Genomic DNA, 24,157 nt, shown 5'->3' with positions numbered 1-24,157 from the left:
TTGAGTTTATCAGAGGGGAAAAGGTAACGGGTTCAGGGCGCAGTTTCCACTGAACATCTGTTAAGGCGCTGCAGAAATCAGCCTTCTGCTGACAAGTGGCCGTTAGCTACCATTGCTTCCGGCACTTGGGCTAAGAGAAAAGGGCGCGTTGTAAGGCGATTGCCAATCGGTTTCAGAACCGCCCACACTGGCAGGTGATCGATTGTTATCTGTCCTTTCAATAGCCAGGGTATTCCAGCGGCCCTGGTCTGGCGGATGGTCGGCATAATGCCAGTTGCCGTCGGTATCTTGCCATTTAAAGACGATATCCGGGCCTTCTGTCGGAATGGGAGAAGGCACCAGGCCCTCAAAGGCAGGTATTTGAGGCTGTGTTTCGTCGGCAACCGGCTCAGAGGTCTGCTCGGGATCGTTCAGGCCAAAAAAAATCAGCAATAAAAGCAAGCCGAGGGCTGGAAATGAGAGCCGGACGAGCCATTTCATCATCATGGCTGTGTGTATCCTTGGTTGAGGGCAATCAGATAATCGCCCAGTGTGCTGAGAAGCTGCCTGGTGTCTGCGGTTATGCCAGATGCCGGTGCCGCGGCAGCGAGGTTGAGTCGGATCAGGTTGTTGTGCTCGTCCATGGTGATCTGTTCCGAGTGATGCACTGTTAAATGTTGCCAGGCCAAAGCCAGTTCAATTCGCTCTGCCTCCAGCTCAAGGTTGGCTATGCTTGTGCGCAGGGCGGTATAAGAAGGCTGAGCCTTTGGCACTGACGTTCGAATGGCGCGCAGGCTGCCGGTTACACGGTCGCGCCACTCTGTTACGGTAGTGTCTTCAATTCCGGTATACGCCCTGCCGTTCAGTGCGAGCCATCCCGCGCATAAAATTCGTGTTACGCTCCAGCCCTTGTTTTGCAGGGCCAGGCAAGCTTTCTGTGCCGGCAAATGCTGCCAGAATGTCAGCGCAAACTGCCAGAGCGGATTGTCCGGTTCCAGGTTTTCCGGCAACTCCATGGTGTTTAACGATAAATCCGGAGTTATTTTCGAGTTTAGCGACATGAGCGCTGAACCGTCCCTGACAATTCTACATTGATTATGTGACAACATGTTAACGATAACAGATCTCAGTTTACAACGGGCAGGTATCTGGTTGCTGGATTCCGTCTCTGTCACGGTGCAATCAGGGCAGCGAGTTGCGATTGTGGGTGCTAATGGCGCTGGTAAATCCAGTCTCTTTCAGTTGCTGCTTGGGCAGTTATCGCCAGAGCAAGGCGACGTGTCACTGCCTGGCGGCTGCCGTATTGCCCAGATGGCCCAGGAAGTTGCGGCAACCAGTCGAAGCGCCAGAGATTTCGTTCTTGATGGCGATCTGGACTTGCGCCGGCTTGAGGGGGAGTTGCAGCAGGCGGAAGCCCGGGGCGACGACAATGCTGTGGCACATATTCATGGTGAGCTGGATGTGCATGAAGCCTGGTCTGCGGCCAGGCGCGCAGAATCGCTGTTGCGCGGGCTGGGTTTTCAGGACGGCGATGCCGACCGGCCAGTGTCGGCCTTTTCCGGTGGTTGGCGCATTCGCTTGAATCTGGCCCAGGCATTGATGCGGCCCTCCGACCTGCTATTGCTGGATGAACCAACCAACCACCTGGACCTTGACGCCTGCCTCTGGCTTGAGAATTGGTTGCGCCGGTACGAAGGCACCTTGCTGTTTATATCTCACGACCGCGATTTTATGGATCGGGTAGCCACCCATGTCGTGCATTTTGATCGCCGCAAGCTGGAGCTGTATACGGGTAATTACTCAGCATTTGAGAGTCAGCGTAGTGAGCGGCTTGCGCAGCAGCAGGCCGGCTTCGAGCGCCAGCAGGCAAAAATTGCGGAAATCCAGCGTTTTATTGATCGTTTCAGGGCGCAAGCGACCAAGGCTCGACAGGCACAAAGCCGGGTGAAATCCCTGGAGCGCATGGAGAAAATTGCTCCGGCGCACGTAGATTCGCCATTCAGCTTTGAGTTCCCGGTTGCGGACAAAGTATCCAGCCCGTTGTTGTCTATTCGCCATGGCCGGGCAGGCCACGGTGAAACCGTGATTCTTGACGGCATAAACCTGAGCCTTTTACCGGGCAGCCGCATTGGCCTGCTAGGGCCAAACGGTGCGGGTAAATCCACTTTAATGGATGCTTTGTTGGGGCAGGGGGAGCAAGGAGAGGCAAGCACGCTGATCTCCGGCGAGCGAACTTGCGGTGAAAATCTGGCTATCGGTTATTTTGCCCAGCACCAGTTGGAATCACTGGATCTTGATGCCAGTCCTTTCTTGCACTTGCAGCGGCTGTCGCCAAACGCTTCTGAGCAGAGTGTTCGGAACTTTCTGGGCGGTTTTGATTTTCATGGTGATGAAGCATTAGCCTCCATTCGTACCTTCTCGGGCGGTGAAAAAGCCCGTGTTGCTCTGGCGGTGATTGCCTGGCAGAAACCTAACTTGCTGCTGCTGGATGAACCCACTAACCACCTGGATCTGGAAATGCGCCAGGCGCTCACCATGGCATTGCAGAACTTTGAGGGCGCCATCGTGGTGGTGTCCCACGACAGACACCTGCTGCGCAACACTGTGGACGAATTCTGGCTGGTTAATGAAGGCCGTGTTGCAGAATATAAAGGCGATCTTGAAGACTATGAGCGCTGGCTGGCAGATCGTCGCAAAGACGATACCGAGGCACCAAAGCGACAGGCCACCGAGGAGGTGCAGGCGGATGGCGGCACCCTGGTACCAGAGCCAGACACCGGAGTGGGCGAGAGTGCAGAGGATCGTAAAGCGCGTAAGCGGGCGGAAGCGGCGCTCAGGCAAAAGCTGAGCCCATACCGGAAAAAACAGGTGGCTTTGGAAAAGAAGATGGAATCCCTGCAGGACGTATTGAGCGGTCTCGAAGCGCAGTTAGCGGATCCGGCCTTGTACAGTGATGAATCCAGAAACCAGCTGAAAGAGCTGATGGGGAAGCAGGCAGAGGCTAAAGCGACGCTTGAGGACGCGGAAGCCGAATGGCTGGATGTCAGTGAAACGGTAGAGACGATGGAGGCAGGGTTGGCTGTTTAGTCAGCCGCCTGCCAGTTCAAGTACAAAGTTCTGTTTCGCCAGGTAGTCCTGTTCGTTTCTCAGATCAGCGAGGGTAAGTGGGCGCTCGTCGAACCAGCCGTCTGGAAAGGTCATTAACAGGCCCTTGTCCCTTGGCTTTAAAGAGAAGGCTGGTGGCGGTTCCAGGTTGCGGGAATGTTGAATGAGCACTGCAAGGCGCACCAGAATACAGAGATGCCGCAGCCGGTTTAAGTCGGCCGGGTCAGTTCCCTCAAAAATCGCTGCGGAAAATTTGCGTCGATGGCCCCGCACCAGAATAGCCAGCTCCCGCTGAGCTTGTTGTGTGAAGCCTGCCATGTCGGAATAACGAAGCAGGTAAGCGCCGTGTTTGTGATATTGGCTGTGGGATATGGCAAGGCCAATCTCGTGCAGTTGGCAGGCCCAGCGCAGTACTTCTTCATCGGCAACCGTGTCCAGCCCCCAGGAGGCTGCAATCTGTTCCCACGCCGCAATCGCGGTTGCTTCTACCGCCGCACTATGGCGCTGTTCTACGTGATATCTTTCCAGTAATGCTGAAATACTGCGCTCGCGCACATCCTCATGCTGAATCCTGCCGGCAATACCATAAAGCAGGCCCTCCCGGAGTGCGCCGTCGGTATAAATCATGTCTTGTATGTTCAGCGACTGAAACGCCCCCATGAGGATGGCAAAGCCCGCCGGGAAGATGTTCTGCCGATCCGGACGCAAACCCAGAATTCCAAGCTTTTCCACGCTGCCCATGTCCACCAGGCGCCGCCGCAGCTCGTCCATGGCGCTCCATGTAATGGTACCATCGGTGATCTTGAGAGCTGCCAACACGTTACTGATGGCTTTGATAGAGCCGGATGCCCCTACAGAGCTCTGCCAGCCCACCGACCGGAAGCGCCTTTTAATACTCAAAAGTTCCTGTTCGGCATGGGTAATGGCGTTGTCCATCTGCTTGCGAGTGATCCTGCCATCGGCAAAATAACGGTTCCGGAAGGACACGCAACCCATATGCAGGCTTTCCAGCTCCTGGGGCTCAAAGCGTTCGCCAATAATCAACTCGGTACTGCCGCCGCCTATATCAATGACCAAGCGCCGCCCGGAATCATCGGACAGCGTGTGGGAGACACCCAGGTAGATCAGCCGGGCTTCTTCTATGCCGGCAATAATCTCCACAGGATAACCCAGCACCTCCTCGGCACGAGCAATGAACTGGTCGGCGTTGCGTGCCATTCTCAGTGCATTGGTGCCTACTATCTGGACGCCTTCAGGTGGTGTGCCATTGAGCCTTTGCGCAAATCGGCGCAGGCAAGTCAGGCCCCGCCTCTGAGCGCTTTCGGTCAGATTGTTATCCGAATCAAGCCCATCGCCGAGCTGAACCTTCTCGCCCATTGTTTCTATGGTGCGTATTTCACCGTGCACGAGCCGGGCAGCCACCATGTGAAAGCTGTTTGAACCCATATCAATGGCCGCCAGCATGCTGGGTGCAGATATGGCGTTTTCGGCGGGAGGGGTGGCCGTCACAATGGTCAGAGTCCTGTGGCATAAAGTTGCGGCCACTATAAGCGATAAGCCCCGGACCTGTCAGTAGGCGCGAGGGTTTGCACACAACGCAAAGCCGTTCGAATTGACTGGGGTCAGACGCTTGCGGATTCAAGCTGGTGCATCTACTGCTTCACATACGCAGGCCCAATCGCGTAAAGTGTCAATTAATGTGATGGGGAGTGAAAGGTTGCCTTCGAACAGCGGCAACCTCTAGCAACAGTCAACGGCACACGCATGCAGGCACCGGTTCATAGGCCGAAAGCCTGCTGTGGTGCATGAATCAGGAAAATGAAATGAGCGGAAATATCGTAAACGTAACAGATGCCTCCTTCGACCAGGATGTACTTCAATCTGATGTGCCTGTATTGGTAGATTACTGGGCAGAGTGGTGTGGCCCCTGCAAAATGATTGCACCGATACTTGAAGAAATTGCCGACGAATACGATGGTAAACTGAAGATCTGCAAGCTCAACATCGACGAAAATGAACAGACACCACCCAAGTTCAACATTCGTGGTATTCCGACCCTGATGCTGTTCAAAAACGGCAACGTCGACGCCACTAAAGTAGGCGCACTGTCCAAGTCCCAGCTCGCGGCATTCCTGGACAGCAATCTCTGATTGCGTTTTGGTAGCCTGAAAACCGCCCCTGGGCTCAGCTCTTGGGCGGTTTTTTATTATTGGAAGTCCTGAAAGCGCCAACCGTTGATCTTGAGATTCGCCATGATCAAAACACCGTCAAATACAGCATGCAGCCTGCTCCTGGCCGGCGGGGCAGGAACCCGCATGAATGGCAAAGACAAAGGCCTGATGCACTGGCGTGAGCGCCCAATGGCGCACTGGGTAGCCGATGCCCTGGTAGCGGCTTCCTCGCCCTTACTCATCAGTGCCAACCGCTCACTGGAAGAATACCGCTTACTCGGCGACGTACTCCAGGACGCGACTGATTTTAAAGGCCAGGGTCCTCTCGCGGGCCTATTTGCGGGTCTGACCGAAGCCAGCAAGCGCGGCTTTGACGCGGTAGTCGTATGCCCATGCGACACTCCCGGCATACAGCCAGAATTATTCCAGAGACTCCTTACCGCCTGGCGCGAACAGCCCGATCTACCCGTTATTGCCCAAGCCGACGGCAGAGCTCATCCGTTACATGGCATATACCCGGTTTCACTGGCAAAGGCGCTGGAAAGCCAGCTAAGGAACGATAACCGTAGAGTGATGGTGTTCGCTGAAACCGCTGGTGCAAAAACACTGGATTGCCCAGATGCCGCGGACACGTTTAAAAACAGAAATCGGCCAGAAGATCTGATGAGTTAGCAGCTAAGCTGATGAAATATAGAAACATACTAGGCCTTTGGCGCGGGTCGTCTCGCCGAAAATGTGCGGAGCCATGGATGGCGTAGCCAAGCGTACACGGACGTATTTACAGCGTTTTTCGGCGAGACGACCCGCGCCAAAGGCCGACCGGCAAACACCGGACTATTTCTCCCAAGCTTCACCACGAGCAACATCCGAGGCTTTTTGCTCCACCCAATGCTCCCCGTCTTCAGAAAGCTCCTTCTTCCAAAACGGCGCCGATGTCTTCAAAGCGTCCATAATAAATTCACAGGCCGCGAACGCATCACCCCGATGGCCACTGCAAACCCCCACAAACACAATTTGCTCCTGCAGGAGCAGCCGGCCAACCCGGTGAATCACCCGGGTCTTACGCACATTCCAGCGCTGCGAAGCCTCCTCAATCAGCTCCGCAATGACCTGCTCCGTCATTCCCGGGTAATGCTCCAGAAATAACCCGGACACACCCTGAGTGTCACCGCTGTCCCGTACCAGCCCGGTAAACGTTGCAATTGCGCCGGTACCAGCGCCGCTATCACGTAGCGCCTTATACTCCGCGCCTGCATCAAAGTCTTCAGTCTGAATGCTAATCATTTTAACCCCCGGTCACAGGCGGGAAAAAAGCCACTTCATCACCGGCCTTAACAGGTGAGCCAGGCTTTGCCATTGCCTGATTAATCGCAATCATCACCGGTTGGTCGCCCTGTAGCTGTGCCCAGGGGCCGCCACGGCTCGCCAGTGCAGTGAGTATGTCGCCTGCTGTCTGATTTCGATCGGCAGACAGCGTAAGTTGCTCTGTATCCAGCTCCTCCCGGAGCCGGGCAAAAAAACGGACAGTTAAGGTCTGCTCGGACATATCAGCTCAATAGTTCAGTAAATGGGTAATAAGTCAGTGTGTCGCCCTCTGCCAAAGTGGTGTGCTCGGGAACCACAGCCAGGCCATTGGCCCAGCATGCAGAACTCAACACACCAGAGCTCTGGTTTGAAAAGGCATTGACCCGGGCCTTGCCATCGGCTGTCTCGGTGCGGGCCCGGACAAATTCTTTGCGTATTGAGGGCGACGAAACCGAAAACATTGAAGGCAATTGTTGCCCAACCGGATGGACCTGTGAGCGACCCTGGCGGGTGCGAATGTAGGGCATGCCTACAACCAGAAACGTGACCAGCACTGCCGCCGGGTTGCCGGGAAGGCCTAAAACCGGCGTGTTGTTGATCGATCCGAACGCCAAAGGCTTGCCGGGCTTGATCGCCATGCGCCATAGTGAAAGCTCGCCTGCTTCCTCCAGCACCGCGCGCACATGATCTTCCTCGCCCACGGAAACGCCGCCGCTGGTGATGATCAAGTCTGCCTGTGCTGCGGCCCGTTCCAGTGTGTCCCGGGTAAGGTCGCGTTTATCGCGCAGTGTTTCGCACAGGGCAACGTCGCAGCCTGCCTCTGCCAGCAAGCCGAGCAGGGTGAAGCGATTGGTATTATAAATCTGGCCCGGTCCCAAGGGCAGCCCCGGATCTACCAACTCGTCGCCGGTGGATAAAACCGCAACCCGCAGCTTTTTTGCAACCGTAACCTCTGCCACGCCCATAGACGCCAAAAGTCCCATTTCCTGCGCGCGGATTTTCGTGCCTTTCGCCAGCGCCAGGCTGCCCCCGGCCAGATCCTGACCACGCCTTCGAATATTCTGATCGGCTTTCACCTCGGCCTGAATCACAATGCCGTTATCCGTAACCTCAACCCGCTCTTGCATGACCACTGTATCGGCGCCGGCAGGCACTTCTGAACCGGTAAAAATGCGGGCTGCTGTACCCGGCTTTAGTGGGGCTGGCGCCGAACCTGCGGGAATTCGGTCAGAGATTGCCAGCGGTTGACCTGCGGTGTGATCTTCTGCACGCAGGGCGTAGCCATCCACTGCGCTGTTATCTGCTGGCGGCACATCTGCAGGAACCTGATAGTCCTGCGCCAGTATACGCCCCAGGCTTTGGGTAAGGGGTAAGCGTTGGGTGTCTGTGATCACCGGCGCCTTGTTCAGCAGGTGGGCAATGGCCTCTTCTACAGGCGTCAGATTGGCGGCCATAATGTGTCTCCTTAGTCTGGGCTAGCGAACGGCGCGGGTACCGACAACCTGGTGAAGGCGCTCAATGGCACGTGACGGCTTGCGGCCAAGTAATTCTGAGAAGTTGCATGGGCCGTGCCGGCTGTCCAGCTGGGTATTCAAAATGCCGTGCCAACCCGTTCGGCACGCACCTGTGGAGCCTGGCAGACAGAAGATTGCCGTATGATTGGCAAGGCCGCCAAACGCTCGGGACTGAATAGTGGACGTGCCAATTTCTGCCGCAGACTGGCGTCGAAACTCTTCGCCAAAACCTTCAATGCTCTTATCCAGCAAAGGGCCCACGGCCTCTGGGGTGCTGTCCCGTTCATGAAAACCTGTGCCACCGGTGATGATCACCACATGAATATCTGGCTGCGCAATCCAGGAAGACATAGCGGCCCGTACCAGGTATACGTCATCCGGGAGAATGCGCCGGGAAATCAATTGGTGTCCAGCTTCGATAACACTGTCCTCAAGAAACTGTCCGGAAGAGTCTTCCGCAGGCCCGCGGGTATCGGAAATCGTCAGAATGGCGATATTTAAAGGGGTGAGTTCATCAGTGCGTTCACTGCTCATGAAAAAGGCTCCGAAAATCAGCTGGAAGTTTGCCAGTTAGTATCCCCATGAGTCGCTGGAAATGGAAGGGAGTAACCCATCAGGGGGAGGCATATGGGGGTTTTAGGCAGTTATTTGGTCGCATTAAGGCTGTTAATTTGGCCTTTATACTTGACATTGGCCAGCAAGGTAGCAGATTATCGTTCCTGCCCTACGAACGGTTGTTCCCACTCTACTGGTTATAGTTTTTAATCCGGATTTCATCCGCACCGGTTGCTTCATCGGCCAGCATCTGTTTTGACAACGATTTTATAAATATGTTCAGGGGCGCTCCTGTCACTCCAATATTCGTTTACTTCCATTCTTGAAAATCTAATAACTTATGAACCTTACCGCACTTAAGCAGAACTCCATGCCCGAATTGCTCGACATCGCGCAAGAGATGGGTCTCGATAACCTGGCACGTTCGCGCAAACAGGATGTCATCTTCACTATTTTGAAGAGACATGCAAAAAGCGGCGAAGACATATATGGCGATGGCGTACTGGAGATTTTGCAGGATGGTTTCGGCTTCCTCCGCTCCGCTGATGCCTCCTACCTGGCCGGGCCAGACGATATTTACGTCTCTCCCAGCCAAATCCGCCGTTTCAATTTGCGCACCGGTGATACTGTTGCCGGCAAAATTCGCCCGCCGAAAGATGGCGAGCGTTATTTTGCTCTGTTAAAGGTTGCGGAGATTAACTTCGACAAGCCTGACAACGCCCGCAACAAGATTCTGTTTGAAAACCTGACGCCGCTGTTCCCTGACGAGCGCATGCAGCTTGAGGCCGGCAATGGGAGTACCGAAGACCTGTCGTCCCGCGTGCTGGATCTGGTGGCGCCCATTGGCAAAGGCCAGCGTGGTTTGATCGTTTCTCCACCCAAGGCAGGTAAAACCCTGCTGATGCAGAGCATCGCCCAGTCGATTACCCGCAACAATCCGGAATGCCACGTGATGGTGTTGCTGATTGACGAACGACCGGAAGAAGTGACTGAGATGCAGCGCACCGTACGTGGTGAGGTTATTGCTTCCACGTTTGATGAGCCGCCTGCGCGTCACGTTCAGGTTGCGGAAATGGTGATCGAGAAGGCCAAGCGGCTGGTTGAGCACAAAAAAGACGTGGTTATCCTGCTGGATTCCATTACCCGTCTGGCCCGTGCTTACAACACGGTGATTCCATCCTCCGGCAAAGTATTGACCGGTGGTGTCGATGCCCACGCCCTGGAAAAGCCAAAACGCTTCTTTGGTGCGGCTCGTAATGTAGAAGAGGGCGGCAGCCTGACGATCCTTGCGACGGCTCTGGTGAGCACAGGTTCCAAGATGGACGAGGTGATCTACGAGGAGTTCAAGGGCACAGGCAACATGGAAGTGCACCTTGATCGCAAGATCGCCGAAAAGCGTGTGTACCCGGCCATTAATATTCGCAGCTCCGGCACGCGCCGCGAAGATCTGCTAATGAGCGAAGCGGATATCCAGCGCATCTGGATTTTGCGTAAGCTGCTGCACTCTATGGACGACGACACCGCCGCCATCGAGTTCCTGCTTGATAAGCTGAAAGACTCCAAGACCAACGACGATTTCTTCCAATCGATGAAGCGTCGTTAAAAGCTAGAGTCATGGCGCCTCAGGGATTGCGGAGGCTGGCAGTACCGGGGCAACCTTCCCCGGACACGCCGTAAACCCATCCCTGGGGGCTCGGCATTGCCATCCTTGGCAATGCACGGTCCGGGGAAGGTTGCCCCGGTACTGCCGATCAAATTTTGTGCGCGCATATACTGATTACCGTAAAGCTTAAATGCGTTTTGGCATTTAGGTAACTGGTGATCAAATGAACAGGGTGGGGGACGCCTTGCTCAGACCGTGCATTGCCAGGGATGGCAATGCCGAGCCCCCAGGGATGGGTTTACGGCGTGTCTGGGCAAGGCGTCCCCCATCCTGTTCTTGCACTTAGTCAGAACCAATTTCTTCGAATCCACGTATATTGCCGGAACTAACCGGAGCCAACGATGAAATACAACGATCTGCGGGACTTTATTGACCAGTTGGAAAAACTGGGCGAGCTGAAACGCATCTTGGTTGAAGTAGACCCCCATCTGGAAATGACCGAAATCTGCGATCGTACCCTGCGGGCAGGTGGGCCTGCATTGTTGTTTGAAAACCCCAAAGGCTACGACATGCCCGTGCTTGCCAACCTCTTTGGTACCACCAGAAGAGTGGCCCTGGGTATGGGGCAAGAGAACGTAACCGCGCTTCGGGACGTTGGCAAACTGCTGGCATACCTCAAAGAGCCAGATCCCCCCAAAGGCTTCAAAGACGCGATAGAGAAATTACCGCTACTCCGGCAAGTGATGCGCATGAGCCCGAAAGTGCTCAGGTCAGCGCCCTGCCAAGACGTGGTTATCGAGAAAGATAAAGTCGATTTGTATCAGATACCGGTACAGCATTGCTGGCCCGACGATGCAGGCCCGCTGGTTACCTGGCCGCTGGTAATTACCCGCGGGCCCCATAAAGAACGGCAGAACCTTGGCATATATCGCCAGCAAGTGATTGGTCGTAACCGGCTTATCATGCGTTGGTTAAGTCATCGTGGGGGGGCGTTGGACTTTCAGGAGTTCCAGAAACAGAATCCAGGCGAGCCATACCCGGTGGCTGTGGCCCTGGGCGCCGATCCAGCCACTATTTTGGGTGCGGTGACCCCGGTACCCGATTCGCTGTCGGAATATGCATTTGCCGGTTTGCTGCGTGGCAGCCGCACCGAGTTGGTGCAGGCGGGCCTTAGCGATCTGCAAGTGCCGGCCAGCGCCGAGATAGTTTTGGAAGGCTTTATTTATCCGGACGATTACGCGCCTGAAGGTCCGTTCGGCGACCATACCGGCTATTATAACGAAGTGGATGAGTTTCCGGTGTTCACCGTTGAGCGGATAACCCACCGTAAAGACCCGATTTATCACAGCACATACACTGGCAGGCCGCCAGATGAGCCGGCTATTTTGGGCGTGGCCCTGAACGAAGTATTCATTCCTATTTTGCAAAAGCAGTTCCCTGAGATTGTTGATTTCTACTTGCCACCGGAAGGCTGCTCTTACCGCCTAGCAGTGGTTACCATGAAAAAGCAGTACCCGGGGCATGCCAAGCGTGTGATGATGGGTGTCTGGTCGTTTTTGCGGCAGTTTATGTACACCAAGTTTGTGATTGTGACCGATGACGATGTGGATGCTCGCAACTGGGAAGATGTGATCTGGGCCATAACGACCCGGATGGACCCCACCCGCGACACCATGCTGGTAGAGCACACCCCCATAGACTATCTCGACTTTGCTTCGCCGGTGTCTGGCCTGGGTTCCAAAATGGGAATGGATGCCACCAATAAATGGCCGGGCGAGACAACGCGGGAGTGGGGCGAGCCCATAGCCATGACTGAGGCTGTCAAACAGCGGGTGGATGAACTGTGGGACAGTTTGGGGATTGAAACTGCACCTGTTCGTCCCGATTGATATGAGTAGCAAGCCCCGGCGGGTAGGCCTTGTTCCTTCCCGGCTCAGTTACAAGGCACCCGCTGGTAGAGATTTGCTTAGCGCGGCGGGTAGGGCAGGAATTGCCGTGCCGTCAGCATGCAAGAATGGTGTGTGTGAACTTTGTGAGGCGCGGTTGCTTAATGGCTATGCCTTGAATACCCGAAACCAGCAGATAATTCCGCCCGGCGCGCGGCTGATGATGTGTAGAACTGAGGCGCTTGGTGATATTGAATTGGAGATAACCGCCGTTATGGCAGCAGGAAACAACCAGCCCAAAAAGTTCCAGGCAAATGTCGTGGATGTACGGTCGATTAGCCACGATGTGTATCGGGTTGAACTTCAGTTGCCGCGGCGGCGGGAGCTGTCATTTCATGCGGGCCAGTATCTATCCGTTAACCTTCAGGATGCCGGGCCCTGTTATTTTTCCATAGCCAGCAGCCCATCAGAGCAGAATATTGAGTTACATATTCAGGCCTCGGCAGAGTGGCTGTCGGCGCAAAAGGTGATTGATGCCCTGACATCGGGCGAAACTGTTAATCTGGAGTTACCCCACGGCAAGGCCTGTCTTGCCTCCGCCCCCGAAAAGCCCTTGGTGCTGGTTGCAGCCGGTACGGGCTTTGCGCAAATGAAAAGTCTGGTGGATTATTTGCGCGGTACGTCCTTTGCCCGCCCGGTAAAACTGTTCTGGGGCGTTCGCCGCCATGAGGATATGTATCTGAGATCCATGGCTCAGCAATGGGCGCAGGATTGGCCGGCATTCACGTTTCAGCCTGTGGTGGGCGATGATGAGGATAGCGACTGGAGCGGGCACCACGATCAGTTGGTGCGTGCGGTGCTGGCCTCTGGCATGGACTGGAAGAATGTGGAAGTACACGCAAGCGGCTCGCCGACTATGGTGTATACGCTGTTGGATGCCTTGGTTGAAGCCGGGTTGCCGCCAGAGGGGTTCTTTTCGGATGTGCTGGAGTACGCACCCAGGCACTAAAACAACAAGCCGGCAGGCGCCTGCCTGCCGGCTTGTTGTTTTGCTAGGCTTTTGGCATGGGCAGTTCCGGCAGCTTATTATCCTTTGCCAGTCCCTGCATCATAAGTTTGATGCTCACTTCTTCATCACCCATGTGAGCGCTCAGGCGACTTAATTCTGCCAGAGCCTCGCGGCTTCGGCGTAGCCCCAAGCTGGTCTCAAAATATTCCCGGGCTTTGCCCCAAAGTTCGTTGCGCAGGCTCAATCGGCCAAGTGCCAGTAGCAGTTCTGCATTGTTCGGCCGGTCTTTTAACCACTGTTCGGCTGTAAGAAGCTGTTCGTCCGGTTCGCGCCCTTCTACCCGGCCATAAAGATTGACCAGGTCATCGCTCCAGTGATTGTGCAGAACCTTGCGGAGCAGAGTTTCAGTTTGCACCTCATCGCCAAGGTCAGCGAGCAGTCGGGCATAGTCTCCGATGGTTTTTTCGTCTTTGCGCAGAAACCCCGGAAGCTCATCCCAAAGTCGGGTGATGGGTTCCAGTGAAGCGTTGGGGTCTTCCGCTTGTCGCCGCCGGCAGTCTTCTGCCGCCCGCTCCAGAAGATTGTGCCATACCAGTCGTTGAAGCTCTCCCAATTCAGATTCTGGAAGTACATTGTGCTTACGCAGTTCTGGCAGCAACTTCGATAACTCGCGCCACTCTTCCAGGCGGAGGTATGTGTTTTTTAGCAGTTTTAATACGAAAGGGTGGCGTGGCGACTGTTTGCGCAAACGCACCAGCGTCGCAAGGGCTTGTTCCAAACGATTGCCGGCAAGCTGAAGTTGAGCCTGGGTAATACCTACGGCCATATCGGAGCCGGGGGTGCTTTCAAAGGCCTTTCTCAGCAGCTCATCTTCGGCCTCATGGTCACCGCACTCAAAGGCCGCCTGGGCCGCAGCCAAATAATTGATAAGCGGGGTGTCTGAATTGTCTGCGGCTGATGTAAGCATCTTTCGGGCTCTGGGCCAGTTGCCTTCTGCCAGGGCTAACAAGCCGTGAGTGGTGCGGCGTCTCGCTCGGCGCTCTTTACCGCGGGACACCCAGTTAGCTACCAGGCCACCCCCGTGGCGCATGCGGCGAAACAAATTAATGGTTAATACAATTAACGCGACCACCACGACCAGAAGCGCAAGGCCCACCCAGAAGTTGGTTTCGACCAGGTAGTTGCCCAGGCTGATGCGAATGTATCCCAGGTCGTATTGCAGCCCCAGGGAAAGCCCGGTGCCAATTAACAGGGCAAACAGAACGATCAGTAGAAGGCCGATCATGAATCATTGCCTCCGTTAGCATCAGGATTTTTTTCGTCCTTCCCCTCACTGTCTTTATTTAGACGTCCTGCGAGCCGCTCTTTAAGCAGATCCAGGGACTTACTGATATCCGGCAGGTCCGGGGCGACATTGTTTTTGGCCAGCTCTCCCAGGGTGTCGGACAGCGCGCCTACCCGTGGGTTGCTGCTGTCATACCAGTTCTCAACGGTGGCCTGTGCTTTGGCGAGCGCGCGCTTGTACAGAGGCTGGTTGCCCCGGAGTACCGCCATTTCGGCTTCCTCCAGCATCAGTTGCAGATTCAGCCGCGCATAGGCGCTTTGATCTGGTGACAGTAGCGGCTTAACCGATTCATCCATGCGGCGAACCACAATCACTTGCATCAGTGTGGATTTGAATTTTTGCCAGGCCTTGGTCAGCATGCCCGGCTCACCGCCTTCTGGTGGCGCGTCGTCTGATTGTGAGTTGCCTGTAAATCCGGGGGCCTGCTCACTGATCAGCGCTTGGTCGGTGAGCTGATGAACACTGTCGATGGCGGCTTCAAGGGTGAGGTAGAGGCCGGTTCTATCAACGCCGGTAATGCTCTTGAGTGACAGGATTTCCTGGGCGAGTTGCTGGCGCACCGGGTATACGCCTATGTCATCAGATTCAGCCAGTACCTCATCTGTGGCCTTGAGGGCAGAAAGGGCACCCTTAATGTCTTTTTCAATCAACAAGCGCTGGTTTGCAATACGCAGCAGATATTCTGCTTCGGCCAGTAGCCAGTCTGTGCGGGTACGGTTTCCGGCTTCCAGCAGTTCGCGGGCATTGTGATCAATTTGCCGTTGCTGTGTGGCAATAAGCTCACGCTGGGAGGTGAGTTTGTTCTCCAGGGATTGCAAACGCTGGCTTTGCTGGCTGCCACTGTCGCCGTACCGGCTCTCAAGCTGGGCCGTATTTTGCTGTACGTTTTTCAGTGTCTGCAAGGTGCTCTGCTGATTGTTCCACTGTTGCCAGTTCCATAGCGCCAGCACGACTACACAGATGAGGGCAACGATGGCAATAATCCACACTGGCCAGATTCTTTGGCGGGCGGGTTGTTCTGTTTCGATCCGGGCGGGTAATTGCTTTGTTGTTTCAGTCACGGGCATCCTTACTTGGCTGTTCCGGAGCCACCGTCCCGGCCTGCCAGTTGTTCTGCAACGGCGGCCACGATGTCATTATCGGCAAGGCTTCCTGGTATAAACGGAGCGTTGAATCCCGCTGCGCGAGCCTGGTCGGCGATACGACGGGCGGGCACAACGACAAGTCTATCGTATAGATTATGGCTGCAATTCGCACATAGTGCGATGAGATTGTCCAGAGTTTCGCCAGAGAGCGCGATAATGGCTTCAGGTGCAAATTGCTCCAGAGCGCTGTTGATCTGTGCCGGCGTGTAGTCCGGGCAGAACCTCCTGTAAAGCGGCATGACAGTAACCCGTGCGCCACGGGCTTCCAGGGTTTTTCGGGTCAGTTCGCGCCCCGCCTCCCCGCGGGCGACCAAGACCCGTTCGCCGCTGAACTGTGATAACGACGGCAGTTTCAGCAATGCCTCGCTGGTCCAGCCTTCGTCGGGTATACGCGGGCTCAGCCCCTGCTCAGCAAGGGCTTTCGCTGTGCCAGCGCCCACCCCGTACCATTTCAGGCCAGCGGGAAGTTGAGGCCACCAGGTGTCCAGCTCCTGTAATAACAGGCGCGCGGCATAGGGGCTAACAGTGATAACGTGGGAGAATTCATCGAGGCTCAGAATGGTTGCGCGTCGTTCCGGGGTTTCTGGCAGCGGTTCCCGGTCAACCAGCGGAAACACGTGAACCCGGGCGCCGGCAGACTGAAACTGCCGGGCCAGTCGAGACGCTTCTGGTTCTGGCCGGCAAATCAGAACGCGCCGACCAGCCAGGCTGGGTGAATCAGTGCGGAGTGTGGCCATAAATTTCAGCCAGAATTTTGTCTGCGCCCTGTGCCAGTAGATTCTCTGCCAGCTCGCGGCCCAAGCGCTCCCCTTCCGCCCGTGGAGCCCGGCCTTCAGCACGAAGGATTTTTGTACCGTCAACCGCGCCTACCAGTGCCCGCAACCACACGGTGTTGTCGTTGTCTTCTAGCAGGGCATAGGCTGCAATAGGTACCTGGCACCCACCTTCAAGGCGGCGATTGAGAGCTCGTTCGGCCTTTACCCGATCAGCGGTGTCCTGGTGGTTCAGTGGCTCCAGCATGGCGAGCAGTTCGCTGTCACTGAGTCGGCACTCGATGCCAAGCGCGCCCTGACCCACCGCAGGCAGGGAGAGTGTGTCTGGCATGGAATACCGGATCCGATCGTGAAAGCCCAGGCGCTTGAGCCCGGAGCTGGCCAGTACAATGGCCGCATAATCACCGGCATCGAGCTTCGCCAGGCGAGTGTTCACGTTACCTCGCAGAACCCGGATTTCCAGGTCCGGGCGATAGGCCCGCAGCTGGGATTCCCGGCGTAAGCTGGCGGTGCCAACGACAGATCCGTGGGGAAGTGCATCTACGTTTTCGTAGTGGTTGCTGACGAAGGCGTCTGTGGGGTCTTCCCGTTCGCAGATGGCAACCAGCCCAAGGCCTTCGGGGAACTCCATGGGCACGTCTTTCATGGAGTGTACTGCCAGATCTGCCCGGCCATCGAGCATGGCCTCTTCCAGCTCTTTTACAAACAGGCCTTTGCCGCCGATCTTGGCCAGTGGCACATCGAGGATTTTGTCACCCTGGGTTTTAATCTTGACCAGCTCAACCACTACGTTGCTGTGGAGCCGTTCCAGTTCAGCCTTGATGAATTCCGCCTGCCACAATGCCAAGGCGCTGCTGCGGGTTGCAACACGAAGAGTTCGTTTGGACATGGTGCTCACTGTCTGTTCTAAAAGTGTTCGCCAAGGTTACCCCGTGGCGCCGTAAAAGTCCCGTGGGTGACTGCTATGCGCCGCCTGCTGCTTCACAGTTCAGTGCTGCCAGTGTGGATTAGCCGGGTTGTTGGCCCTGCAGCCATTGGCGCACACTGGTAGCGTGCCGGCGGCTGACCTGAAGCTCGCCCAGGTTGTGTCTGAGCCGTACCAGATTGCTGTTATCCGGTGCGCGCGTTAAAGCCTGAATAAAACGTACACCGACCAGGGTGTTGCGATGAATTCGAAGCAGCTGGCGCGGATAGGCATTTTCCAGTTCTTTCAGTGTGTAGTCAGATACTGTTTCACCGCGGGTGTGATGGATAGTTACGTATTTTTGATCCGCCTGACAATAGCGGATCCCGGCTATATCTATCAACTCGGTACCGCGGTGAGTGCGAACCGCCAGTTGCTCGTTGTCCGCCGCGTTCTGTTGCGTGTTGTTGGTCAGTGCTTGTAATTGTACCCGATTAACCCGTCCGGCGCGGGCTAGAGCTTCTGTCAGCGCATCTTTGCGCACTGGCTTGAGCAGGTAGGCGGTAGCCTGCACACCGAAAGCCTGAATGGCGTAGCGATCGTAGGCGGTGCAGAAAATGATCGCTGGTGGATTGGCAAGCTGGCTCAGGCGGGCGGCCGCGTCCATGCCGTCAAGGCCCGGCATGCGTATATCGAGCAGCAAAATGTCGGGTTGCAGCTCGGACACTTGGGTAAGCGTGGCATCGCCATCAACGGCCTCGCCGCATACCTGGTACTCCGGCAGGCTCTCGGTCAGTCGCCGCAGGCGTTGCCGGGCCAACGGCTCGTCGTCAGCTATCAAAATCTTCTGTTTTTTCATGAATGTTGTGTACTTTCGGGTAGCCTCAGGGTAACCGTATAAACATCTCCCTGGTGGCTGTGTTTGAGCACTGCCGGCTCACCAAACAGCGCCTGCAGTCGTGCCTGTATGTTGGTCAGAGCCATGCGGTTGCCGGTGTGCTGGCTGCCGCTGCCTTCGGGTTTAGGGTTTTGCACCAGCAGGTACACAAAGTGACCGCGCGCCTCTACTTCTATGCGCACCGTACCACCCTCCGGCCGGGGTTGTATGCCGTGATAAACCGCATTTTCTACCAATGGCTGCAAGGTTAGCGGTGGTATGGCCTGGCGTTCCAACCCGTCGGCAATATGCCATTCCAGCTTCAGGCGTGGGCCTAGCCGCAGTGCCTCAATGGCAAGATAGCGCTGACACAGTTCCAGCTCTTTTGCCAGCGGAATGAGCTGGTCACCTGTGCGCAGGCTGGCGCGAAACAGTTCCGAAAGATCCAGGACAGCCTCTTCGGCTTGCTCCGGGTCAGACGCAATAAGGCTGGCGATGGTGTTCATGCTGTTAAATAAAAAGTGCGGCTGTATGCGTGCCTGCAGCGCTGCCAGGTGCGATTGCATTTCTGCTTCCCGTTGCTGTTGCCATTGATATTGCAGATAAAAATAACGCAATGCCATCAGAACAATCAGCAGTGCCAGCAGTAGCTTTTTGGCAATGGCTTGCCAGTCGGTGTTGCCCCGTTGCGGGTGTAAAACACTGTCGGCGAACAAGCTGAAAGCGAGCACATCCAGTAGCACGATGGTGGCAATGGCCAGGGTGGCCCGCGCTACAGATAGCCTGGCCAGCCGGGTTCGCAACAGGCAAATCAGCGCGGCGCTGGACAGGGAGGTCCACTGCACAAACAGCGACAGAAGCGCGAAATAATTCCAGTCGATCCAGCCGTTGCTGGCCTGAACAATGGCCAACACCAGAACCAGAAGTTCGCTGGTGATCAGTAGCATGAATACAGAGCGTACCCGGCAAAGATCCGGTACGAAAAAACCCTGTATCACCGCCGGTTTTTCCCCGCTCAGGGGAGTCTCTTTTCTACGGGTCAGAATGCTATACTCCCGCCATATCCAATTTACCCAGTTGCGGCAGATAATGCCGGGCTGCCATCAGGAAAGATAGACCATGTTTTGTACCACAGATAATGTAACCTACCTGTTGCAGTCTTAAACCACTCCTTTATACTGAATAAAAATACAGTATTGGGGGTCCGAGGGTGGAGTTCCTTCTTGCCACACCAGAGTTTGAAATCAGGGGACATTCCTATGAAGGGTTCCCGATTCTTCTCAAGGCCAATCATGATGTGTTTATCGAAGGAATGGAATTTCTCGTCCATCACTGCTTAAAACGTGGAAGTGTGCAAAGTCATCGTAGCTGGGAAACGTTTGGAAGAGATCTGTGTGATTATTTCGAGTTCATTGAAGCCAATGGCTTTGATTGGAGAGAGCTTGATCACCGAAATCACGAAACTCTGTTAGCTCTGTATCGAGACGTTTCCTTTGATCGATTTAACCTTAGCGCCTCCACGGTAAATCGACGACTTCACCTGGTGATCAAGTTTTATCAGTTTGCCCTCAAACAAGGTTGGGTACGCACGCTGCCGTATGACCTTGAAACGGTGAGAGTCAGGCAGACAAAGGGTTTCCTGGCACACACAGACACCTCTGGGGGGTATGCCGTAAAGCCGGATGTGCTGCTTAAAACCACGCTAACCAAGATCAAAGTCCTCAACAAAGAACAAGTGGAAGAGCTGCTCAAAAGTATCAACAACAAAACGCTTCGATTGATCGTTCGCCTGGCCTTGCTGACGGGGTTGCGTAAAGAAGAGCTTCTGACGTTTCCAGTTACTTATGTGTCAGCCCCCCAATCGATCTCGGCTCGAAGTCATGTAGTTGTTGAGCTTAAACCCCAAGAGATGAGCACCAAGGGAGACAAGCCACGGACGATCCATGTGCCGATATCATTGATGGCGGATCTCTGGGACTACGTGATTCACGAACGTCATGAAACGATCCGAAAGCATGGCACAGACCCCAAAACCCTCTTTGTGACCGCCAAGGGCAAGTCCTGGAGCATTCCAACCTCGCTCAACAATCAACTGAACCGATTGGAGCTGTCGTTTGCCTGTCATCCCCACATCCTGCGCCATACCTACGCGACGCACACCCTAAAATCGTTGATGTCCCGAAAGAGTACGACATTTAATCCCTTGATCTACGTTCGGGATCGCCTCGGCCACAGCAGCATCATGACCACGGAAAAATACCTGCATTTCCTCGACGACATCGAAGACGACCTGCGCACCAGTTATCAGGAAGAAATTGAGGAAACGGCGAAGGAGGCGGCCTGCGCATGAAAAAGGATTTCGCGTTAGATGGGTATGAGATTGGGGTTCAGGAGGGTGGCGAGACTGCGACCGAGGCGACAACCACAGCCGTTGATCAGGCGCGTATTTCAAAACCGGCGAACACCGTCGTTGCCTTTCCCGAAAACACAACAAACACGAGAAACGCGGACTTCGGGCCATTTTACGGTCAGGGCTTCGACGACATCACCGCCGCCTGTCAGTGCACCCTCGAAAAGCTGGTCGCTGAGAGCGTCAAAACTAATGGAAAGTCCCTCAGCCTGACCACGATTGTGGGTAACTGGAACGTTGGCTTTCGTCACTTTGCGCCCTTTCTGTCGTTACTCCACGCTGCTAGTGGTGAAAGCCTGACTATGGCGGATCTCAACGCCGAAACGATCAAGCGATTTATTCAGCACCTGAGGAACGAGACCATCGAATACGGCTCGCAAAAGGGTCTTTTTACCAAAACCAAATCTCTGCTTGTGGCATGCCATCGGTTCGGCTTTTGGCCGGAAGTGGATATGAAAACGGTCTGGCCTGCCAATCCGTTTCCGAATTCCAACAAACGACGTAAGAGCCAGAAGGGGCTCAGCAAAAATGAAAAGCGGTTTTTGATCAAAGCGCTGCGTATAGAGATGGAGCGAATTGTGGCCCACTCGGAACCGCTGAACAGCTACGATTTGACTGTCTGTGCGCTGTCCATCGCGCTGTCCACTGGAATGAATCCGGCACCCATCCTGGAACTCACCACGGACTGCGTGCAGGCTCACCCGCTCAAATCCAACCTGCGGCTGCTAGTGAGCTTTAAACGTCGCGGCAACGCCACGCACGTGGTTGCCCTCAGAAAGTCCGAAGAAGTGTCTGAGATGGCCAGTGTCCATCTCTATGCCGCTGATGCCATTGATCTGATCGTTAAGAGGAATGCCTCTATACGCGCCGAGTTCGGTGATAGGGGTCGACTGCTGGTCTACGAGGGAGTGCGGGGCAAGTACGCGGGCAAACCATGTCGACTCACTGCAACCCATTTGCACTACATCATCAAGCTACTTGTCGACAAACACCAGCTTCAAACAGACGATGGCAAGCCGCTCACGTTGAATGTCAGTCGGCTTCGTCAGACGCTTCTGAATCGCGTCTGGGAGATGTCTGGCCAAGATCCGTTGATCACGGCCAGAACGGGACGACACACGGTTCAGACCGGCAATGCCCACTACTGGGAGGCACCACCGGAAGCGGAAACCAACATGCGTTTTTTAGGTGAGACGCGTGTTCAGGAGCTTCTCAGCAAGCCGGATGTCATCGCCAGTGATCAGACGCCCGTTGCGTCATGCCAGGATGTCCGCCGGGGGCATCGATCTCCGAAAAACGGCGAGCCCTGTCAGGACTATCTGGGCTGCTTCCGATGCAAGAGCTTCGTGGTGACCGGCGATGATCTGTATCGGCTGTTCAGCTTCTACTGGGCCACTCTGCGCAACTACGACACCTTTGGTGGCAAGCGCTGGACGAAATACCTGAAACAAGTCATTCGTCTGATCGACGAGGAGATCGCCCCTCGCTTTGACGCGAACCTGGTGGCGGAGCAACGGGAAAAGGCCAAAAACCAACCTCACCCCTTCTGGCGAGACCTCAGCATGGCGAGGATGGCGATATGATCGAGACCTCCGGCGCAGAGGTGCTGGCCAACCGCGAGCGGCTGTTGAAGGCGTTACCCAGCGGTGAGGGACTGCACGGTATCATCACCACAGATCGGGCCGACGGGTTGCTGTACGTACTCTCACGATACGAAGATCCGGAGTGGTGGTTGCCGAAATCGAAGAGCACGGCAAACCGGAATGACGCTGATCGAAAATTGAACTTTGCTCGGATCACCGGGGAGCAGCTGCGATTCGAGGCCAAAATTATCCTGGCACGGTCAATCTGGCGAGAGCGCGAGCTGAGCAATGGCACTATTAAAGCGTTGTTCGGCGATTTGGTGTGTTGGTTGAACTGGTTACACGAGCAGGGGATTAGCACTCAGGAGAAGGTGACGCCTCTGGTAGCCGCCCGCTATGTGGAATTCGTCCACCGCCTTACTTCTGCAAAAAGACCCTTCAATCCACTTGCCAGTCAGACGAAGGCGCATAAGTTCTTTGCTGTTGAGCGATGCTGGCAACTCCTTCGGGATACCCCAAGCGCGTTTGGTCACCCCTGGCCAGAAAGCTCGGCCGTCTCCCTGGCCGGGCACAAACAATCAACCAAAGCCAAGACTAAGATCATTCCAGATAACATTCTTAGGCACCTGTTCCAGCACGCCGAATCCCTGCTCGGTCAAGCTGACACCTTGCTGGCACATCGGGATGCGTTGGCTGACTTCAAACCTTGTTCTGAAAAGCGAACGACACAAGCCAGTGAAATGTCTCGCTACCTGAAAAGCCGCGGTTGGGATTCAGGGCTCGGCGCATTGAACAGCACACTCCTCGACCTGCGTGATGGATGCTTTGTCATCATTCTGGCGGCGACTGGCATTCGAGCCCATGAGCTCGGCAACATCCGGCGGGATCAGTGGCACAGTGAAGTTCGAGATGGCGAACGGTTCTACTTCCTCGGCTCACGCTCGGACAAAACTTACGCGGGCGAAACCTCATGGCTTTGTCCAGAGATTGCGATTCGGGCTGTAAAGGTCTTGGAGAGGCTTTCAGAGCCCTTGCAGACGGAGCTTGAGCAGGCTCTGAGAGCCGCAGAAGCGTCCGGAGACTTGAAGGAGGTGACCCGACTTCGGCAGTGCTCTGGCTGCATCGGGCTAACGAACGGTGGGGGCAAGAGAAATTGTATCACTGTGCTTAGCGGCCCAACGTTGAACAAAAGACTCAGGATGTTTGCAAAGAACCTCGGGACGGACTGGAAGCTTGCGTCTCACCAATTCCGACGCACCTTCGCCAACTACGTTGTCCACCACAAGCTGGGCGATCTGAGGTATCTGCGCGATCACTTCAAGCACTGGAGCCTCGACATGACCACCCTGTATGCAATGAACGAGACGCAGGATCTGGAGCTCTATGACGAAATTTACGCCGCTTTCGACGGCAAGCGCCATGCCATTGTCGGTCACTGGTTGGAGCCTGATACGCCGCTTTCAGGTGGCATGGCCGGTCATATTCGCCAAATGCGAAGCCGCTCGGAAAAAGTGCGTACCTACAAAGATCGGAAAGAGATGATTGAGGCCATCAGCGAACTGGTTTATCTGCGGTCCACCGGCATTGCCTGGTGTACCAACGATACCGGCGTGGACTGTGCGGGTGGCCAATGCGAAGGCTGTGAGCACGGCTGTATTGACGATACCCACAAGCCGTTCTGGGAAGGGCTGTACTTACAACAGATTGAGCTGCGGCAGATCGATGACCTGGACGACTCTAGTTCGAAGACCGTTGAGCGCACTATGGAACGTTGCGAGAAGGTGTTGACCGATCTCGGCGTGGACATCAACCGTCTCAAGGAGCAACTGACCGATGTCGACGTCATCTGAATCCGAGACCCACAAGCGTATTCGGCTGGCCATTGTTCGATTGGAAAAAGGCCAGCCTAAGGTCGTTGAGAAGGGCAGGAAAGTCTCAGTGGCCGCTGTTGCCGAAGAGGCCGGAGTCAGTCGTGCCTTGATCCACAAAGACT

At 55.3% G+C, this 24,157-nt stretch carries 22 protein-coding genes; 9 read left to right on the top strand and 13 right to left on the bottom strand.

The annotated features are described in order from the left end of the window. Window positions 1–102 precede the first annotated feature (102 nt). Complete coding sequence (locus tag ACTHYN_RS05410) at window positions 103–486, bottom strand: DUF4124 domain-containing protein (protein WP_441811452.1); 384 nt, start codon at window positions 484–486, stop codon at window positions 103–105. Beyond that, entirely contained in the window at window positions 483–1,040 is a 558-nt protein-coding gene (locus ACTHYN_RS05405; protein WP_441811451.1) for a TIGR02444 family protein, read from the bottom strand. The genes ACTHYN_RS05410 and ACTHYN_RS05405 overlap by 4 nt, the downstream gene beginning before the upstream one ends. A gap of 46 nt (window positions 1,041–1,086) precedes the next feature. Here ACTHYN_RS05405 and ACTHYN_RS05400 point away from each other — a divergent pair, with 46 nt between their 5' ends. Next, window positions 1,087–3,066, top strand: coding sequence for an ATP-binding cassette domain-containing protein (locus ACTHYN_RS05400; protein WP_441811450.1), 1,980 nt, complete (start codon window positions 1,087–1,089; stop codon window positions 3,064–3,066). Here the strand turns inward: ACTHYN_RS05400 and ppx are convergent, their stop codons facing one another. Then, window positions 3,067–4,593, bottom strand: coding sequence for an exopolyphosphatase (gene ppx / locus ACTHYN_RS05395; protein ID WP_441811449.1), 1,527 nt, complete (start codon window positions 4,591–4,593; stop codon window positions 3,067–3,069). It abuts the gene before it with no gap. Between the two features lie 314 nt (window positions 4,594–4,907). On the opposite strand from ppx, the gene trxA reads away from it, so the two are divergent. Beyond that, a complete protein-coding gene (trxA, locus tag ACTHYN_RS05390; RefSeq protein WP_441811448.1) occupies window positions 4,908–5,234 on the top strand; it encodes a thioredoxin TrxA in 327 nt (108 codons plus the stop codon). 102 nt (window positions 5,235–5,336) lie between these two features. Then, window positions 5,337–5,927, top strand: coding sequence for a molybdenum cofactor guanylyltransferase MobA (gene mobA / locus ACTHYN_RS05385; protein WP_441811447.1), 591 nt, complete (start codon window positions 5,337–5,339; stop codon window positions 5,925–5,927). Between the two features lie 162 nt (window positions 5,928–6,089). Here mobA and ACTHYN_RS05380 read toward each other — a convergent pair whose 3' ends face one another. Genes ACTHYN_RS05380 through moaB form a run of 4 tightly spaced genes read right to left on the bottom strand, consistent with a single transcriptional unit; the run spans window position 6,090 to window position 8,608 of the window. Continuing rightward, window positions 6,090–6,539, bottom strand: a complete 450-nt coding sequence (locus ACTHYN_RS05380; RefSeq protein ID WP_441811446.1) for a molybdenum cofactor biosynthesis protein MoaE — start codon at window positions 6,537–6,539, stop codon at window positions 6,090–6,092. A 1-nt stretch (window position 6,540) separates the two neighbouring features. Beyond that, window positions 6,541–6,801 carry a molybdopterin converting factor subunit 1 gene (gene moaD / locus ACTHYN_RS05375; protein WP_441811445.1) on the bottom strand — a complete coding sequence of 87 codons (261 nt, stop codon included), beginning with the start codon at window positions 6,799–6,801 and terminating at the stop codon, window positions 6,541–6,543. A gap of 1 nt (window position 6,802) precedes the next feature. After that, a complete protein-coding gene (locus ACTHYN_RS05370; protein ID WP_441811503.1) occupies window positions 6,803–8,017 on the bottom strand; it encodes a molybdopterin molybdotransferase MoeA in 1,215 nt (404 codons plus the stop codon). 18 nt (window positions 8,018–8,035) lie between these two features. Continuing rightward, entirely contained in the window at window positions 8,036–8,608 is a 573-nt protein-coding gene (gene moaB, locus ACTHYN_RS05365) for a molybdenum cofactor biosynthesis protein B (protein WP_441811444.1), read from the bottom strand. A 361-nt stretch (window positions 8,609–8,969) separates the two neighbouring features. Here moaB and rho point away from each other — a divergent pair, with 361 nt between their 5' ends. The 3 genes from rho to ACTHYN_RS05350 all read left to right on the top strand — a co-directional run bounded on the left by rho (window position 8,970) and on the right by ACTHYN_RS05350 (window position 13,127). Continuing rightward, entirely contained in the window at window positions 8,970–10,232 is a 1,263-nt protein-coding gene (gene rho, locus ACTHYN_RS05360; RefSeq protein WP_441811443.1) for a transcription termination factor Rho, read from the top strand. Window positions 10,233–10,633: 401 nt separating this feature from the next. Continuing rightward, the gene (gene ubiD / locus ACTHYN_RS05355; RefSeq protein WP_441811442.1) at window positions 10,634–12,121 is read left to right on the top strand and encodes a 4-hydroxy-3-polyprenylbenzoate decarboxylase; all 1,488 of its coding nucleotides are present in this window, start codon (window positions 10,634–10,636) and stop codon (window positions 12,119–12,121) included. A 1-nt stretch (window position 12,122) separates the two neighbouring features. Next, on the top strand, window positions 12,123–13,127 hold the full coding sequence (locus ACTHYN_RS05350) for an FAD-binding oxidoreductase (protein WP_441811441.1): 1,005 nt from the start codon (window positions 12,123–12,125) through the stop codon (window positions 13,125–13,127). A 43-nt stretch (window positions 13,128–13,170) separates the two neighbouring features. Here the strand turns inward: ACTHYN_RS05350 and ACTHYN_RS05345 are convergent, their stop codons facing one another. The 6 genes from ACTHYN_RS05345 to ACTHYN_RS05320 all read right to left on the bottom strand — a co-directional run bounded on the left by ACTHYN_RS05345 (window position 13,171) and on the right by ACTHYN_RS05320 (window position 19,118). After that, the gene (locus tag ACTHYN_RS05345; protein WP_441811440.1) at window positions 13,171–14,412 is read right to left on the bottom strand and encodes a heme biosynthesis HemY N-terminal domain-containing protein; all 1,242 of its coding nucleotides are present in this window, start codon (window positions 14,410–14,412) and stop codon (window positions 13,171–13,173) included. After that, on the bottom strand, window positions 14,409–15,539 hold the full coding sequence (locus ACTHYN_RS05340; protein ID WP_441811439.1) for a uroporphyrinogen-III C-methyltransferase: 1,131 nt from the start codon (window positions 15,537–15,539) through the stop codon (window positions 14,409–14,411). Before ACTHYN_RS05340 ends, ACTHYN_RS05345 begins: the two co-directional genes overlap by 4 nt. A 2-nt stretch (window positions 15,540–15,541) precedes the next feature. Next, complete coding sequence (locus ACTHYN_RS05335) at window positions 15,542–16,354, bottom strand: uroporphyrinogen-III synthase (protein ID WP_441811438.1); 813 nt, start codon at window positions 16,352–16,354, stop codon at window positions 15,542–15,544. Continuing rightward, window positions 16,335–17,279 carry a hydroxymethylbilane synthase gene (gene hemC, locus ACTHYN_RS05330; RefSeq protein WP_441811437.1) on the bottom strand — a complete coding sequence of 315 codons (945 nt, stop codon included), beginning with the start codon at window positions 17,277–17,279 and terminating at the stop codon, window positions 16,335–16,337. Before hemC ends, ACTHYN_RS05335 begins: the two co-directional genes overlap by 20 nt. Before the next feature lie 118 nt (window positions 17,280–17,397). Further along, complete coding sequence (locus tag ACTHYN_RS05325) at window positions 17,398–18,153, bottom strand: LytR/AlgR family response regulator transcription factor (RefSeq protein WP_441811436.1); 756 nt, start codon at window positions 18,151–18,153, stop codon at window positions 17,398–17,400. Next, window positions 18,150–19,118, bottom strand: coding sequence for a sensor histidine kinase (locus tag ACTHYN_RS05320; protein ID WP_441811435.1), 969 nt, complete (start codon window positions 19,116–19,118; stop codon window positions 18,150–18,152). The genes ACTHYN_RS05325 and ACTHYN_RS05320 overlap by 4 nt, the downstream gene beginning before the upstream one ends. Before the next feature lie 263 nt (window positions 19,119–19,381). Between ACTHYN_RS05320 and ACTHYN_RS05315 the strand changes: the two genes are divergently transcribed. The 3 genes from ACTHYN_RS05315 to ACTHYN_RS05305 are packed head-to-tail and all read left to right on the top strand — an operon-like array spanning window position 19,382 to window position 24,014. Next, complete coding sequence (locus ACTHYN_RS05315) at window positions 19,382–20,521, top strand: tyrosine-type recombinase/integrase (protein ID WP_348293796.1); 1,140 nt, start codon at window positions 19,382–19,384, stop codon at window positions 20,519–20,521. Next, a complete protein-coding gene (locus ACTHYN_RS05310) occupies window positions 20,518–22,164 on the top strand; it encodes a hypothetical protein (protein ID WP_441811434.1) in 1,647 nt (548 codons plus the stop codon). The genes ACTHYN_RS05315 and ACTHYN_RS05310 overlap by 4 nt, the downstream gene beginning before the upstream one ends. Then, complete coding sequence (locus tag ACTHYN_RS05305; protein WP_441811433.1) at window positions 22,161–24,014, top strand: hypothetical protein; 1,854 nt, start codon at window positions 22,161–22,163, stop codon at window positions 24,012–24,014. Before ACTHYN_RS05310 ends, ACTHYN_RS05305 begins: the two co-directional genes overlap by 4 nt. The last annotated feature ends 143 nt before the right edge of the window (window positions 24,015–24,157 follow it).

The organism is Marinobacter sp. (assembly GCF_052091845.1).
Lineage (GTDB): Bacteria > Pseudomonadota > Gammaproteobacteria > Pseudomonadales > Oleiphilaceae > Marinobacter.
Note: the sequence above shows the minus strand (reverse complement) of the source record. Positions and strands in the feature narration are given on the sequence as shown.

Coding starts and splice junctions, on each gene's coding strand:
- ACTHYN_RS05325 (WP_441811436.1), bottom strand. CDS start 18,153: ATGAAAAAACAGAAGATTTTGATAGCTGACGACGAGCCGTTGGCCCGG.
- ACTHYN_RS05345 (WP_441811440.1), bottom strand. CDS start 14,412: ATGATCGGCCTTCTACTGATCGTTCTGTTTGCCCTGTTAATTGGCACC.
- mobA (WP_441811447.1), top strand. CDS start 5,337: ATGATCAAAACACCGTCAAATACAGCATGCAGCCTGCTCCTGGCCGGC.
- ACTHYN_RS05340 (WP_441811439.1), bottom strand. CDS start 15,539: ATGCCCGTGACTGAAACAACAAAGCAATTACCCGCCCGGATCGAAACA.
- hemC (WP_441811437.1), bottom strand. CDS start 17,279: ATGTCCAAACGAACTCTTCGTGTTGCAACCCGCAGCAGCGCCTTGGCA.
- ubiD (WP_441811442.1), top strand. CDS start 10,634: ATGAAATACAACGATCTGCGGGACTTTATTGACCAGTTGGAAAAACTG.
- moaB (WP_441811444.1), bottom strand. CDS start 8,608: ATGAGCAGTGAACGCACTGATGAACTCACCCCTTTAAATATCGCCATT.
- ACTHYN_RS05350 (WP_441811441.1), top strand. CDS start 12,123: ATGAGTAGCAAGCCCCGGCGGGTAGGCCTTGTTCCTTCCCGGCTCAGT.
- ACTHYN_RS05405 (WP_441811451.1), bottom strand. CDS start 1,040: ATGTCGCTAAACTCGAAAATAACTCCGGATTTATCGTTAAACACCATG.
- moaD (WP_441811445.1), bottom strand. CDS start 6,801: ATGTCCGAGCAGACCTTAACTGTCCGTTTTTTTGCCCGGCTCCGGGAG.
- ACTHYN_RS05320 (WP_441811435.1), bottom strand. CDS start 19,118: ATGCTACTGATCACCAGCGAACTTCTGGTTCTGGTGTTGGCCATTGTT.
- ACTHYN_RS05380 (WP_441811446.1), bottom strand. CDS start 6,539: ATGATTAGCATTCAGACTGAAGACTTTGATGCAGGCGCGGAGTATAAG.
- ACTHYN_RS05310 (WP_441811434.1), top strand. CDS start 20,518: ATGAAAAAGGATTTCGCGTTAGATGGGTATGAGATTGGGGTTCAGGAG.
- ACTHYN_RS05305 (WP_441811433.1), top strand. CDS start 22,161: ATGATCGAGACCTCCGGCGCAGAGGTGCTGGCCAACCGCGAGCGGCTG.
- rho (WP_441811443.1), top strand. CDS start 8,970: ATGAACCTTACCGCACTTAAGCAGAACTCCATGCCCGAATTGCTCGAC.
- ACTHYN_RS05400 (WP_441811450.1), top strand. CDS start 1,087: ATGTTAACGATAACAGATCTCAGTTTACAACGGGCAGGTATCTGGTTG.
- trxA (WP_441811448.1), top strand. CDS start 4,908: ATGAGCGGAAATATCGTAAACGTAACAGATGCCTCCTTCGACCAGGAT.
- ACTHYN_RS05410 (WP_441811452.1), bottom strand. CDS start 486: ATGATGATGAAATGGCTCGTCCGGCTCTCATTTCCAGCCCTCGGCTTG.
- ACTHYN_RS05335 (WP_441811438.1), bottom strand. CDS start 16,354: ATGGCCACACTCCGCACTGATTCACCCAGCCTGGCTGGTCGGCGCGTT.